The sequence below is a fragment of the Streptomyces sp. NPDC001493 genome (assembly GCF_053597235.1).
On the sequence record NZ_JBSFHV010000023.1, the window covers coordinates 94,854 to 107,699 of the forward strand.

General features: G+C 72.7%; 14 protein-coding genes and 4 tRNA genes. 7 read left to right on the forward strand and 11 right to left on the reverse strand.

Annotated features, from left to right (window positions below; translation table 11 throughout):
* The first annotated feature begins 72 nt into the window (after positions 1-72).
* Positions 73-843, forward strand: a complete 771-nt coding sequence (locus tag ACWCWD_RS28200; protein ID WP_450776939.1) for a DsbA family protein — start codon at positions 73-75, stop codon at positions 841-843.
* A gap of 338 nt (positions 844-1,181) precedes the next feature.
* On the opposite strand, the gene ACWCWD_RS28205 is transcribed toward ACWCWD_RS28200, so the two are convergent.
* The 7 genes from ACWCWD_RS28205 to ACWCWD_RS28235 all read right to left on the reverse strand — a co-directional run bounded on the left by ACWCWD_RS28205 (position 1,182) and on the right by ACWCWD_RS28235 (position 4,905).
* Entirely contained in the window at positions 1,182-1,763 is a 582-nt protein-coding gene (locus ACWCWD_RS28205; RefSeq protein ID WP_450776941.1) for a hypothetical protein, read from the reverse strand.
* Between the two features lie 126 nt (positions 1,764-1,889).
* The gene (locus ACWCWD_RS28210) at positions 1,890-2,156 is read right to left on the reverse strand and encodes a Txe/YoeB family addiction module toxin (RefSeq protein WP_450776942.1); all 267 of its coding nucleotides are present in this window, start codon (positions 2,154-2,156) and stop codon (positions 1,890-1,892) included.
* Positions 2,153-2,443: a type II toxin-antitoxin system Phd/YefM family antitoxin gene (locus tag ACWCWD_RS28215; RefSeq protein ID WP_450776943.1), complete on the reverse strand. Its 291-nt coding sequence runs from the start codon at positions 2,441-2,443 to the stop codon at positions 2,153-2,155. Before ACWCWD_RS28215 ends, ACWCWD_RS28210 begins: the two co-directional genes overlap by 4 nt.
* A 379-nt stretch (positions 2,444-2,822) precedes the next feature.
* Positions 2,823-2,896 (reverse strand) — tRNA-Phe (locus tag ACWCWD_RS28220).
* Between the two features lie 22 nt (positions 2,897-2,918).
* Positions 2,919-2,993: transfer RNA gene (locus ACWCWD_RS28225), tRNA-Asp, on the reverse strand.
* 38 nt (positions 2,994-3,031) lie between these two features.
* Positions 3,032-3,104: transfer RNA gene (locus tag ACWCWD_RS28230), tRNA-Glu, on the reverse strand.
* Positions 3,105-3,195: 91 nt separating this feature from the next.
* Complete coding sequence (locus ACWCWD_RS28235) at positions 3,196-4,905, reverse strand: metallophosphoesterase family protein (RefSeq protein ID WP_450776945.1); 1,710 nt, start codon at positions 4,903-4,905, stop codon at positions 3,196-3,198.
* 156 nt (positions 4,906-5,061) lie between these two features.
* On the opposite strand from ACWCWD_RS28235, the gene ACWCWD_RS28240 reads away from it, so the two are divergent.
* From ACWCWD_RS28240 to ACWCWD_RS28265, 6 genes are all read left to right on the forward strand, one after another.
* On the forward strand, positions 5,062-5,412 hold the full coding sequence (locus ACWCWD_RS28240) for a metallopeptidase family protein (RefSeq protein WP_327176650.1): 351 nt from the start codon (positions 5,062-5,064) through the stop codon (positions 5,410-5,412).
* Entirely contained in the window at positions 5,409-5,888 is a 480-nt protein-coding gene (gene crcB / locus ACWCWD_RS28245) for a fluoride efflux transporter CrcB (RefSeq protein ID WP_450776947.1), read from the forward strand. Before ACWCWD_RS28240 ends, crcB begins: the two co-directional genes overlap by 4 nt.
* Positions 5,889-5,925: 37 nt before the next feature.
* A complete protein-coding gene (locus ACWCWD_RS28250; RefSeq protein ID WP_450776949.1) occupies positions 5,926-6,306 on the forward strand; it encodes a fluoride efflux transporter FluC in 381 nt (126 codons plus the stop codon).
* Between the two features lie 105 nt (positions 6,307-6,411).
* A complete protein-coding gene (locus tag ACWCWD_RS28255) occupies positions 6,412-6,936 on the forward strand; it encodes a hypothetical protein (protein WP_450776951.1) in 525 nt (174 codons plus the stop codon).
* 296 nt (positions 6,937-7,232) lie between these two features.
* Positions 7,233-9,521: a DEAD/DEAH box helicase gene (locus ACWCWD_RS28260; RefSeq protein ID WP_450776953.1), complete on the forward strand. Its 2,289-nt coding sequence runs from the start codon at positions 7,233-7,235 to the stop codon at positions 9,519-9,521.
* 374 nt (positions 9,522-9,895) lie between these two features.
* Positions 9,896-9,969, forward strand: a tRNA-Lys gene (locus tag ACWCWD_RS28265).
* A 120-nt stretch (positions 9,970-10,089) separates the two neighbouring features.
* On the opposite strand, the gene ACWCWD_RS28270 is transcribed toward ACWCWD_RS28265, so the two are convergent.
* From ACWCWD_RS28270 to ACWCWD_RS28285, 4 genes are all read right to left on the reverse strand, one after another.
* Positions 10,090-10,920 (reverse strand): protein phosphatase 2C domain-containing protein, encoded by an 831-nt coding sequence (locus ACWCWD_RS28270; protein WP_450776955.1) that lies wholly within the window; start codon positions 10,918-10,920, stop codon positions 10,090-10,092.
* Between the two features lie 266 nt (positions 10,921-11,186).
* Entirely contained in the window at positions 11,187-12,029 is an 843-nt protein-coding gene (locus tag ACWCWD_RS28275) for a hypothetical protein (RefSeq protein WP_450776957.1), read from the reverse strand.
* Between the two features lie 160 nt (positions 12,030-12,189).
* Entirely contained in the window at positions 12,190-12,387 is a 198-nt protein-coding gene (locus ACWCWD_RS28280) for a hypothetical protein (protein WP_450776959.1), read from the reverse strand.
* Positions 12,384-12,797, reverse strand: a complete 414-nt coding sequence (locus tag ACWCWD_RS28285; protein ID WP_450776960.1) for a hypothetical protein — start codon at positions 12,795-12,797, stop codon at positions 12,384-12,386. The genes ACWCWD_RS28280 and ACWCWD_RS28285 overlap by 4 nt, the downstream gene beginning before the upstream one ends.
* Between the last annotated feature and the right edge of the window lie 49 nt (positions 12,798-12,846).

The following is a 12,846-nucleotide window of genomic DNA, read 5'->3' on the forward strand; positions in this document are numbered from 1 at the left end:
GAGCCGCCGCTCCGCGCGCGGGTCCCTCTTCCCCGCCGTCCCCGCATCCGTACGACGCTCCCGGAGTGCCGCATGCCCCTGCCCCAGAAGAGCCGGTCGAAGAAGCCCCTGCTGTACGGCTCCGCCGTGGCCCTCGCCGCAGCCCTGCTCGGTTACGCCTCCTACCGGGCCACCGCCCCCGGTCCGGCCCCCGCCGCGGTCGGCGTGTCCGCCCGGCCCGACGCGGGGGAGTACGAGGAGGCCGCGAAGCTCGCCCGCCGCGAACCCGGCGACCCGCTGGCCCTCGGCCGTACGGACGCCCTCGTCGTCCTCGTCGAGTACGGCGACTTCCAGTGCGGCTACTGCGGCACGTTCGCCCGGGACACCGAGCCGGAGCTGATCGACGCCTACGTCGCCGACGGCACCCTGCGCATCGAGTGGCGCAACTTCCCGATCTTCGGCGCGGAGTCCGAGGCCGCCGCCCGCGCCGCCTGGGCGGCGGGCCGCCAGAAGCGCTTCTGGGAGTTCCACCGGGCCGCGTACGCCAAGGGCGCCAAGGAGAAGGGGTTCGGACCCGAGCGGCTCACCGCCCTCGCGAAGGAGGCGGGCGTGAAGGACCTCGACAAGTTCCGCGCCGACCTCGACAGCGTGGCGGCGTCGGAATCGGTCAGCAGGGACCAGGCCGAGGCGTACGGGCTCGGCGCCACCGCCACCCCGTCCTTCCTCGTCAACGGCCGCCCGCTCGCGGGCGCCCAGCCCGACGCGACCTTCACCTCGGCCATCGAGGAGGCCGCCGAGGTGGCCCGTACCGGCAGCGCGGCCCCGGCCGAGAGTGTCACCCCGGTGGGGAACCCGGCCGGGTGACCCGAGCCCGGTGACGCCGGGCGTCGGACGGGGAGGAGAGGCGCCCGGTCCGCGGTCCGGGCGATGACTGCCGGGCCGGCGGCCTCGGGAACGGCGGAGGCCCCAACCGTGTGGGTGGGGCCTCCGGGAGGTGGCTGGGGCCGGGATCGAACCGGGGATTCACCTTCGTGACCTGGGGCTGTACCGGAGAGGCGGACCCGCAGGCCTGTTTCCGTCCTCTTCCGTCCCGCTCGGTCCGGCGTGATTCGGGGTTCGTGCCGCCCTGGTCCGTACGCCCTCGTCGGCGTTGCCATGGACGATCGATTCGAGGGGCCCGGTCGACGGCTGCGCGGGGGCGTTCACACAGGGACGCGGAGGAAAGCGGCCAGCGCCCGCTGGGCAGTGGACAGACCGTCAGGGATGCCGTCCACCTCATCGTGCGGGCCTGGCTCCGGGCCGCCGGCCAAGCGCGCGATACCGAGGGAGCGGAGGTCGCCCCGGACCAGCTCGTCGCGGATGCCGATCAGTTCGCCCAGGGCGCCGTGGTCCTCGTCGTCGTCCCATTCGGGCTCGCGCACCCACCAGTCCTCGTCGAACCCGTCGTCCTGGCTGGTCATGTCGATGATGACGTGCTCGCCGTGGCGGTGTGCGGTCAGAACGTCTTCGCGGCAGTACGGCGCGACCGTGTCCAGGGGGACGCGGGAGGCCGGTACGCGCAGCACCAGTCGGCGATCGCCCCAGTTGGCGAAGTAGAGGTGTGCGTCGAAGTACCGCTCGATCAGTGAGATCGGATCGCCCTTGAAGTCGCCCCACTCGTAGTGGTTGATCATCCGGTTCGCGGTGATCTGGGCGCGCGTGGACAGCGCCCGCAGCTCATCCCGCTGCCGCTCGCTCAACGGCCGGTCGACTGCGAGGAATTGGTAGGACTGGTATTCGCTCATGCCGTACTCGCCAAGATCCCGCTCCCCGGGAATACCAAGAATTCGAAGATCGGGCGCCCACTCCCTGGGGAAGGCCGACGTCCATGTGGGACGGTGCCGGACGTCTGCCCACGGATGGGCGCGCCCTCAGCGGCGTTCGTAGTGGAAGCGGCAGGCCACGATGTGGATGGTCTCGTCCTCGTCGATGCGGTAGACCAGCCGGTGCTCGGAGTTGATGCGCCGCGACCAGTAGCCGGAAAGGTCGTTGCGCAGCGGTTCGGGTTTGCCGATCCCCTCGTGGCCGTTGCGGTCGACGTCGGCGATCAGCTGGTTCAGCCGCTTCAGCAGCTTGCGGTCGTTCGCCTGCCACCACAGGTAGTCGTCCCAGCCGTCGTCGAGGAAGAGGACCTTCACGCCGCGCCCTGCCCGCTCTCGTCGTCCGGGTCCACCAGCTCGCGGATCGTGCCCCTGCCCGCCCGGTCCTGCTCGATGGACCTGCGCAGGCGCTCGGCCATGGCCGGTGACCGCAGCAGGTAGTCGGTCTCCTTCAGCGCCTCGTACTCGGCCAGCGAGACGATGACCATCGGCTCGTGGCCGGCGCGGGTGATGACCAGCTCCTCGGCGTCGTCCTCGACCGCGTCGAGGGCGTCGGCGATTCCGGCGCGCAGTTCGGTGACGCTCATGGTCTTCATGGCGTACACGATAACGTACAGAGGCGAGGCTTTGTGGATGTCCGGTCGACATCGGTGCCCGCGGCACCAAGTGTCACGCCGTTCCGGCCGTCGGGTAGGCGTCGATCCGCCGTGCCGCCCTCCGGCTCATGGGGTCGACCTGCCGCTGTGCGTGCGCCGGCGCGGGAGTCCCATGGAGACCGGCAGGGCTTCGCACTCCGAGATCGCGGGGGCGACGGTGGTCGGTGTCGGCGCCGCCGTGCTGACCACGTCGGTACGGCAAACCGCGGGAAAAGGTCCTCGATCCGGCGGACATGCAGGTCGGTGGCCGTTCGCCGGCGAGGAGTGGCGCGCCGGCGACCTCGGGAACGGCGGAAGCCCCATCCGTGGGGATGGGGCTTCCGGGAGGTGGCTGGGGCCGGGATCGAACCGGCGACCTATCGCTTTTCAGGCGATCGCTCGTACCAACTGAGCTACCCAGCCACGCAGCTCCTGAGAACTGCAGCGGTCCTGACGGGATTTGAACCCGCGGCCTCCACCTTGACAGGGTGGCGAGCACTCCAAACTGCTCCACAGGACCAAGCAATGTGCGAGACAAGTCTCGCACACGGTAATGCGTGCCCCCAACGGGATTCGAACCCGTGCTACCGCCTTGAAAGGGCGGCGTCCTGGGCCACTAGACGATGAGGGCTAAAGGCCCGCCGGTTCGCTTTCCAGCGCGTCGGGGACGTCAGAAGCATATGTGATGGCGGAGCTAACGCCAAAACGGTTTCCCGGCCGGGTCACGGCGACGGGCCGACCCTGCCGGGCGAGCCGTCGGGCGAGGTGCGGGGAGAGGCGCCGGACGAGGTGTTCGGCAGGGCGCCGACCGGGGTCGGCGGCGGGCTGCCCGGCGGACCGGTCGGCGGGGCCGACGAGGCCGGCGGGGTCGGCGACGGGGTCGCGGCGGGGGAGTTCTCCTCCGGCAGATGGCGGCTCACCTCGGCCGTCGTCAGGCCGAGTCCGCCCAGGGTGATCTCGTCCCAGGCCTGGAGCCGCCGGGTCGCGCGGTCCAGGTAGAGGACCGAGGCGCGCACCTTCTCCGGCTTCTCGTTCTGCACCGCGCGCAGCCCGCCGCCGCCGGTGGAGCCCTCCACCTTCAGCCGGGTGCCGAGCGGGAGCACCTCGTTGACCCGATGGTGGACATGGCCGGCGAGCACGAGCGGAACCGTGCCGTCCGTCTCCCGGGCGGCCTGCGGATCGTGCGTCACCGCGATGTCCACCGGGGTGCCGGCCCGGGTCTGGTCGCGGAGGGCGGATGCGAGGCGGAGACCGGCCATCCGCTCCGCCGCCTCGCCGCCCCGGGCCAGCGTCCGGTCGGGGGTGAACTGGGGGTCGCCGGTGCCCGCGATGCGCAGCCCGGCGACGGTCACCGCGCTGCCCCCGTCCAGGACGTGCACGTTCCTGAGGCCCCGGAGGTACTTCTGCGTCTCTTCCGAGTCGTGGTTGCCGCGCACCCAGACGTACGGGGCGCCGAGGTCGCGGATCGGGTCGAGGAAGCCGTTCTCGGCGGTGGTGCCGTGGTCCATGGTGTCGCCGGAGTCGATGATCACGTCGATCCCGTACTGCTCCACGAGCGAGGCGACGATGTGCCAGGACGCCGGGTTGAGGTGGATGTCGGAGACGTGCAGGACCCGCAGGGTGCCCGGGTCCGGCTGGTAGACGGGGAGCGTGGAGGTGGCGTCGTACAGCCGGGAGACGTTGGTGACCAGCCGGGCCAGCTCCTGCTGGTAGACGTCGAACTCGGTGACGATCGAACGGGCGTCGCCGACCACCGAGGGGGCGCTGGAGAGCAGCCCGGAGAACTTCGGCTCCAGCACCGACTTCGGGTTCCAGGTGGCGTACGCGCTGACGCCCGATCCGGCCAGCAGCACCAGCGCGAGTCCGCCGGCGGCCAGGGCCGGGCGGGGGCGCCGGTAGACGATCAGCCCCAGCGCGGTCGCCCCGGTCAGTACGGCCACCACCGACCGCACCGCCAGCTCCCGGGCGCCGTCCGCGATGTCCCGGGTGACCTCGTCCTGCAGCCCGGAGAAACGTTCGGGCTGCTCCACGAGGCGCTGGGAGCGCCCGGGGTCGAGGCGGTCCACGTCCACGTCGAGGCGGACCGGCGCGACGTGCGAGTCCAGTTCCAGCGAGCCGAGCGGGGAGACGTCCACCCGGGTGCCCCCGGTGAGCGAGGGGCGCAGGGCCATCGTGGTGTCCATGGGGCCGACGGGGGTCTTCACGTCCCCCACCACCAGCAGCCCGAGCCAGGCACCCAGCACCACCACCGCGAGCATCACGAGCACCCGCACCAGCGGACGCGGCCGGGCCCCGGCGAGCGCGGGCACCTGCATCGGGGCGGTCCGGGGGCCGCGGCGTCGGCTGTCGCGGGCAGGGTCGGAGGCGGAACGGAACGGACGGAACGGGACACGCGCCATTGGGCCCGTATGCCCGGTCCGCGCTCCGGACATGCGGCCGGGCCGCTGCCTGCCCGCGTACGGGGTCGCACCCGGGGGCGGACGAGGACTCTTCGGGGCTTACGGGGGCTCACGTGGGCTTACGAGGGCGTACGGGGCGGGTGGCGGCCGGGCGGGTGCGCCGGGGCGGGGGTGCGTGACAATGGCGGGGTGCTGGAGATGACGCGCGAGCAGTTCGAAGAGCTGGTGAGTGAGGCGCTCGACCGGATTCCGCCGGAACTGACGCGGCTGATGGACAACGTCGCGGTGTTCGTCGAGGACGAACCGGACCCCGGCGACCCCGAGTTGCTCGGACTCTACGAGGGAACCCCGCTCACCGACCGGGGCGAGTGGTACGCGGGTGTCCTGCCGGACCGGATCACCGTCTACCGGGGGCCGACGCTGCGGATGTGCGAGACCCGCGAGGACGTCGTCGCGGAGACGGAGATCACCGTCGTCCACGAGATCGCCCACCACTTCGGCATCGACGACGCACGGCTGCACGCCCTGGGGTACGCGTGAGCGGTTCCGGAGCGGGCGTGCCGGGCGGGGCCGCTCCGGCCGGGGCGGCCCCCGCGAGGTCCGGGCCGCGCGAGGCGGCGGTGCTCGGGGTGGTCGCGGCCGGCGGGGTGATCGGCACGCTGGCCCGCTACGCGGCGACGCTGGCGTGGCCGACCGCCGTGGGGGCCTTCCCCTGGACGATCTTCCTCGTCAATGCCGTCGGCTGCGCGCTGATCGGTGTCCTCATGGTGCTGACCGTCGAACGGTCCGTCGTCGAGCGCCCCTTGGTGCGCCCGTTCCTCGGGGTCGGCGTGCTCGGCGGTTTCACCACCTTCTCCACGTACGCGGCCGACGTCTCGAAGCTGCTGGCCCGCCAGGAGGTGGCGACCGCCATGGCCTACGCGGCCGGCACGGTGGTGGTGGCGCTCGCCGGGGTGTGGGCGGGGGCCGCCGTCACGCGGGCGTGCGTGGACCGGGCGCGCGGGGGCGTGCGGTGAACCGGCTGATGGCGACGGCGACGACCGGGGGTGTGCGGTGAACTGGCTGCTGGTGGCGGTCGGCGGGGTGGTGGGCGCCCCGCTGCGGTATCTGACGGACCGTTTCGTGCGGCGGTACCCCGGGGCGGGGCTGCCGTACGTCTTCCCCTGGGGCACCTTCGCGGTCAACGCGGCGGGCAGCCTGCTGCTCGGGGTGCTGACCGGGGCCGCCGTTTCCGAGCCGACGTACGCCCTGCTCGGTACGGGGCTCTGCGGGGCGCTGACGACGTACTCGACCTTCTCGTACGAGACGCTCCGGCTGGCCGAGACCGGGCGGGCCTTCCTCGCCGGGGCGAACGTGGTGGCCTCGGTCCTGATGGGGCTCGGCGCGGTGTTCCTCGGTGCGGAGGTGGCGGGCGGGGCCGGACTCGGGGGGTGACGCCCGCCGGTCGCCCACCGGTGGCGCGGTGGGCGTGTCCCCGGCGGGGTCCGGGGAGTTGGGTACCACGCACCCGTTCCCGCGTTCCCGTCCCGGAGGTGCCCCGTGCGCCCGTTCCCCGTTCCCGTCCGCTGGACGGTCCTCACCGCGTTGATCCTGGGCGCCTCCCTCGGGTGCGTGAGCGTGGACGCGGAGAAGTCCGGCCCCCGCCCCACGAAGTCCGCCGGGGCGGCCGGGGCCGCCGAGGCCCAGGACAGCGGGGTGTCCGGCACGTCCGGCCGCTCCGGCCCGGGCGCCGGCGGCCGCCACCACACCGACCGGGGCGAGGACGGGAAGCCGGACCCGAAGCACTCCGGCGACCCCGCCTCGCCCAGCCCCTCGGCGGCGGGCCAGGACCCCGGCGCGCCGACGCCCAGCGGGAGCGGCGCGGTGGTGGTGGTCCCGCCGGGGGTCACCGCGGGACCCGGTGACCCCGTCGTCACGGCCGCGCCCGTCACGCCCGACCCGACGCCGCCGGCCGCCACCGAACCGGCCTCGGGCGGCGACGCGGGCGGCGGCCCGGGGCAGCCCGCGGAGTCGCCGGCCCCGCCGGAGGAGCCGTCGCCGCCCGCCGCGTCCCCGGCGGAATGAGCGCTCGGCCCGGTCCTGCCGATGCGGGGCATCACCGCAGGTCGGAGGCGCTTTGACCGAGTGCCGACGAAGGGCGGTTTGCGCAATGTGGGGGAGGGTGCGTATGGTAGTAGATCGTTTGATCCCATTGCCCGGCGCCGACACAGAAGAGCGCCGTGTGGCGCGTACTCTCCCTTGCCGTGGCTGGACCGCATTGAGGCGGTCGAAATTGCGAAAACACGGAGTTACGGGCGCGTGCCGAGACTCCGGAAGGTTTCGCATTTCGCATGTCAATTTCCAGTTCTGACCACACCGTCATGTCCGAAGACATCGACACCGAGCTCGCGCAGACCGCCGAGCTCGTCGCCGAGGCCGTCGTGGCCGAGGCAGCTCCCGTCGCCGCCGAGGTGACCGAGGAGAAGGCCGCCGAGGCCGCCGCTCCCGTCGTCGAGACCGAGTCCGCCGAGGCCGCAGCGCCCGTCGAGGCCGTCTCCGACGAGGCCGCCGAGTCCGACGAGGACGCCGAGCCGGGTCTCACCTTCGCCTCGCTGGGCCTGCCCGAGGGCATCGTCCGCAAGCTGGCGCAGAACGGCGTGACCACCCCCTTCCCGATCCAGGCCGCGACCATCCCGGACGCCCTGGCCGGCAAGGACATCCTGGGCCGTGGCCGTACCGGCTCCGGCAAGACCCTCTCCTTCGGTCTGCCGACCCTGGCCGCGCTGGCCGGTGGGCACACCGAGAAGAAGAAGCCCCGCGCGATCATCCTCACGCCGACCCGTGAGCTCGCGATGCAGGTCGCGGACGCGCTCCAGCCGTACGGCGACGTGCTCGGCCTCAAGATGAAGGTCGTCTGCGGCGGTACGTCCATGGGCAACCAGATCTACGCCCTGGAGCGCGGTGTCGACGTCCTCGTCGCCACCCCGGGCCGTCTGCGCGACATCATCAACCGCGGCGCCTGCTCGCTCGCGAACGTCCAGGTCGCCGTCCTCGACGAGGCCGACCAGATGTCCGACCTGGGCTTCCTGCCCGAGGTCACCGAGCTGCTCGACCAGATCCCCGGCGGCGGCCAGCGGATGCTCTTCTCCGCCACCATGGAGAACGAGATCGGCACCCTGGTCAAGCGCTACCTGACCAACCCGGTCACGCACGAGGTCGACAGCGCCCAGGGCAACGTCTCGACCATGTCGCACCACGTCCTCGTCGTGAAGCCGAAGGACAAGGCGCCGGTCACGGCCGCCATCGCCGCCCGCAAGGGCCGCACGATCATCTTCGTCCGCACCCAGCTGGGCGCCGACCGCATCGCCGAGCAGCTCATCGAGTCCGGCGTGAAGGCCGACGCGCTGCACGGCGGCATGACGCAGGGCGCCCGTACCCGCGTCCTCGAAGACTTCAAGAAGGGCTACGTCAACGCCCTGGTCGCCACCGACGTCGCCGCCCGAGGCATCCACGTCGACGGCATCGACCTGGTGCTGAACGTGGACCCGGCCGGCGACCACAAGGACTACCTGCACCGCTCGGGCCGTACCGCCCGTGCCGGCAAGTCCGGTGTCGTCGTCTCGCTGGCGCTCCCGCACCAGCGTCGCCAGATCTTCCGCCTGATGGAGGACGCGGGCGTCGACGCCTCGCGCCACATCGTCCAGGGCGCGGGCGTCTTCGAGCCCGAGGTCGCCGAGATCACCGGTGCGCGTTCGCTCACCGAGGTCCAGGCCGACTCCGCGAACAACGCCGCCAAGCAGGCCGAGCGCGAGGTCGCCGAGCTGACCAAGCAGCTGGAGCACGTGCAGCGCCGCGCCGGCGAGCTCCGCGAGGAGGCCGACCGCCTGGTGGCCCGTGCCGCGCGCGAGCGGGGCGACGACCCGGAGCAGGCGGTGGCCGAGGCCGTCGCCGAGGCGGAGGCCGCCGTCGAGGCAGCCGTCGCCGTGCCGGAGCCGCAGCCGGCGGTCCGCGAGGAGCGCCGTGACGAGCGGGGCAACTACGAGCGCCGCGACAACCGCGGTGGCGACCGTGGCGGCTACCGCGGCGGCAACGACCGTCGTGACGACCGTCCGTCGGGCGGCTTCCGCTCCGGTGGCGACCGTCGTGACGACCGTGGCGGCCGTTCCTTCGAGCGTCGCGACGACCGTCCGTCGTTCAACCGCGACCGTCGTGACGACCGTCCGTCCGGTGGCTTCCGCTCCGGCGGTGACCGTCGTGACGACCGTGGCGGCGACCGCGGTGGCCGTTCCTTCGAGCGTCGCGACGACCGTCCGTCGTTCAACCGCGACCGTCGTGACGACCGTCCGTCCGGTGGCTTCCGCTCCGGCGGCGACCGTCGTGACGACCGTGGCGGCCGTCCCTTCGAGCGCCGCGACGACCGTCCGTCGGGCGGCTTCCGCTCCGGTGGCGACCGTCGTGACGACCGCCCCTCCGGCGGCTTCCGCTCCGGTGGCAGCGACCGTCCGTTCAACCGCGACCGTCGTGACGACCGTCCGGCCGGCGGTTTCCGCTCCGGTGGCACCAGCGACCGCCCGCAGGGCCGTCGTGACGACCACCGCGGCAACACCGGTACGAACACCGGCAGCTTCGGCCGCCGTGACGACAAGCCCCGCTGGAAGCGCAACGGCTGACCGGCCGTCCGGACCGCCGACCGGCGGACCCGCGACCTGACGGCCGCGTGAGCCGTCCGATCCGACGCCAGGGCCCGTACACACACCGCGAGGTGGTGTACGGGCCCTGACGCGTGTACGGGGGCGTCTGCGGGCTGCGAGGGGGTGCGGGCTGTTGGCTGCGGGCGCTGCGTGGCCGGGCCGCGTGGTTGGGGCTGCGGCTCGGGATTGCGGTGCGGGGCCCGCAGTCCGTACCCCGTAGCGGCGTTCACAAGGTCACGATCCGCCCGTCCTGCGGCGCTCGGGCGGCCCGTTCTCCCGGCGCAGCGGCCCATCACGGGATACCGGATCGGCTCGCGGGTCCGGGCGGGCTATGCTCGTGGGTGATCCGGTAGGGGCCGTTAGCTCAATTGGTCAGAGCAGCGGACTTTTAATCCGTTGGTTGTGGGTTCGAGTCCCACACGGCCTACCGATCGCAGGGTGGGGAGAGATCTCCTCCGACCTGCGGCGAAGCGCCCCGACAGGCTCCGGCCGGTCGGGGCGCTCCGTCATTTCCTCCGTCGTCCTCGGGTGCCGCGTACGCGCGTGATCACCAGGTGCGGGGCCGGCAGAAGACCGCGGTGGCGTCGTCGTGCACCTTGTTCCTCGGCTGCCGGAGCCCCTGGGGATCGGCGAGTTCGGCGGTGCGTACGCGGCGGATCAGCTCGGCCGGGCCGTCCGCCCCGGCCAGTACGTCCAGCAGCTCGGGCCACTTCAGCTCTCCGAAGGTGTCCGCGATGATCGAGGCCCCGTCCGTGAGTACCGCCGCCCGGGCCACGGAGGACCGCGGGGCGCTCCCGGTCAGCGCCTCGTGGGCGGCCTGCGGTGCGGCGGCCGCCACCCAGTAGCCGCCCGGCACGTTGCAGTGGACCCGCAGTTCGAGGGCGAGCGCGCGGAGCGCCCCGGCGTGCTCGGCGGTGCCCAGCGGAACGGCGGCGAGCGCCCGGTGCTCGGCGACGGCCACCTCGTCGAACCGGCTGTCGGTGACGACCCGTACGCCCTCGGGCAGGTCGAGTACGACCGAGGAGTCGCCCAGCACCAGGTACTCGTACGCGTCCTCGTTCTCCCGCAGGAGGGCGACCGTCGCGGACGGGTGGCCGGGATGGGCGATGTCGCAGCTGCGGCCGTGTTCGTCGGCCGTGGTGGATATGGCCTCGGCCAGCGCGTCGGCCAGTGGCAGACCGGGTTCCGGCGCGAGCAGGGAGAGGAGCCGGCCGCCCAGCTTCCGGGTGAACCACCGGGTCCCGTGGCCGCATCCCGTGTCCAGGCCGCCCGGGACGGTGGCGCCGTCGAGGACGACCACGAGGTCGTCCGTGACCGCGACGAAGTCCTCGTTCGGACGTTCGGGCCTGCTGGGCAGAGTGGCCAGAGCGATGTGCATGACGTGGGCGTCCTTCACTCGTGGGACGTCGGGGCGCGAGCACGGCGACCCGCTCCTTCCCGGTCCATGGCTGCGACGAGCGGCCATGATCCTTTCTTCTCCCGTACCGCTCAAGGGAATTCCGGCGGGCGCCCCCTCCAGAGCCGTACGAGGGCTGCGCGAGGGCCCTACGAGGGCGATACGCGGGCTGCGCGAGGGTGCGCGAGGTCGTGCGCTGATCGCTCCGGTCCGCGCCACCGACCTCGGGCCGGCCGGGCGCCCATCCGTCAGGCGACCATGCCCATCTCGTCGCTCCCGACCTCCACTTCGGCGTGCGGGGCCGTGACCTCGACGGGACGTCCCAGATCGGTGAGGGTCAATGTGCTGACGGACGACCCGGCGGTACCCATCTGCAGGGTCGTCCGTATCCGGACCGCCCGCCCCTGCCCGTCCACCCATACGTCGACGGGTACGAAGATCTCGCCGCCCATCATCTCGCGCAGCTTCCCCACGGTCTCCAGCGGCTTCCTCGCCAGCTTCAACGTGAGCGCCTCATAGGGGAGTTGGCCGCGATAGTGGGTGGCCGGGACGGAGCCCACCCGCTCCGAGCCCGTTCTGGTGAAGTCGGTGGCCATGGCGGCCTGCTCCAGCGTGTACTCCGGGTCGTTCGCGGGGGACCTCAGCACGTGCTGGGCCTCGATGCCGGACCGGTCGATGGCCGTCCACTCCATCGTCTCGGCCCCTGCCGTGCCCCGCATGTAGAGCTTCCCGTCGGTGAAGACCTCTTCGAACCGGGCCGCTGACGCCACGCTGACCGTCGTGGTGCCCCGGTGGCGGGTGAAGTCGTACGCGCCACCCCCGGAGATGAGGTACGTCGTGCCCTCGCCCGCGCCCATCTCCGTGCGGTGCGTGGTGCGTGCCGTCGTACGGCCGGTCGCCTCGACGGCGGCCAGGACGGTTCGTGTCGGGTCGGCGCTCGCGCTCGGCGAGGGGGACCGGTGCTCCGCCGCGCTCGTCCCGTCCGCGCTCGTTCCGTCCGCGCTTGTCCCGTCTGCCGGGGCGGACGTGCTGCAGCCTCCCGCGAGCAGGGCGGTGCAGGCGAACGTGAGGAGAAGAGTGCGGCGAAGCAAGGCTGACCCCTGTTGGCTGGGAGCGGTGGTGTGCGACCCGATGCGGCACGCCTACTGCTCCGGCCAGCCTATGTACCTGTGTGTGCGCTGTGGGTGAACGGGGTGCGGCCCGTGGGGGGATGGGGCCGGACCCGGCCTTCCGTGGGGGTCCGGCCCGTGCTCAGCGCCGGACCTGGCTCTCCGCGAGCGCCTTTCTGATGCGGTGGCCGCGGCTGCGCGCCGGGGGCCGGCAGTCCGGGGAGTCCGACGGGTGGGCGTAGGCGTCGGGGCGGGCGCCCGAGGCCGAGTGGCCCTCCGCCGTGATCACGGCCGGGCCGGTGATGGTCCGGTCGCAGTCGACGCAGATGCGGGGGATCACCGGCGGGCCGCCCGCCACGCGCGGCTGAGCCGGGCCGCGATCTCGCACTCGACCCGCTCCGAACGGCAGGCCGTGCATTCCGCGGTGTGCGTGATCAGCGTGCGGTACTCCGCGTCTCCGGGAGCGGTGCCCCCGGACGGTTCTGCCATGTCGGTTCTCCTTCGTCTCGGAGCGGGGTGGTCGATCTCGGCCCACACACGGGCGATGCCGTCGGCGCCGGCCTCGTGGCCGAAGCGGTCGCCGTGCGCCAGCGTCATGAGGATCGTGCTGTGGATGGCGCTGCTCAGAGGGGAGGGAAGAGCCGCGCAGACCCGGAACGCGCCGGGAGTCTCCGTCACCTGCGGCTCGGCGCCGGTCGCGGCGGCGAGCATGCCCGCAAGGGCAACAACGCGCGGCGGCACAGAGGGCATGGCTCTCCCCTGGATGAGTTCATCACGGTTCGTGATGCTGAATATTCAG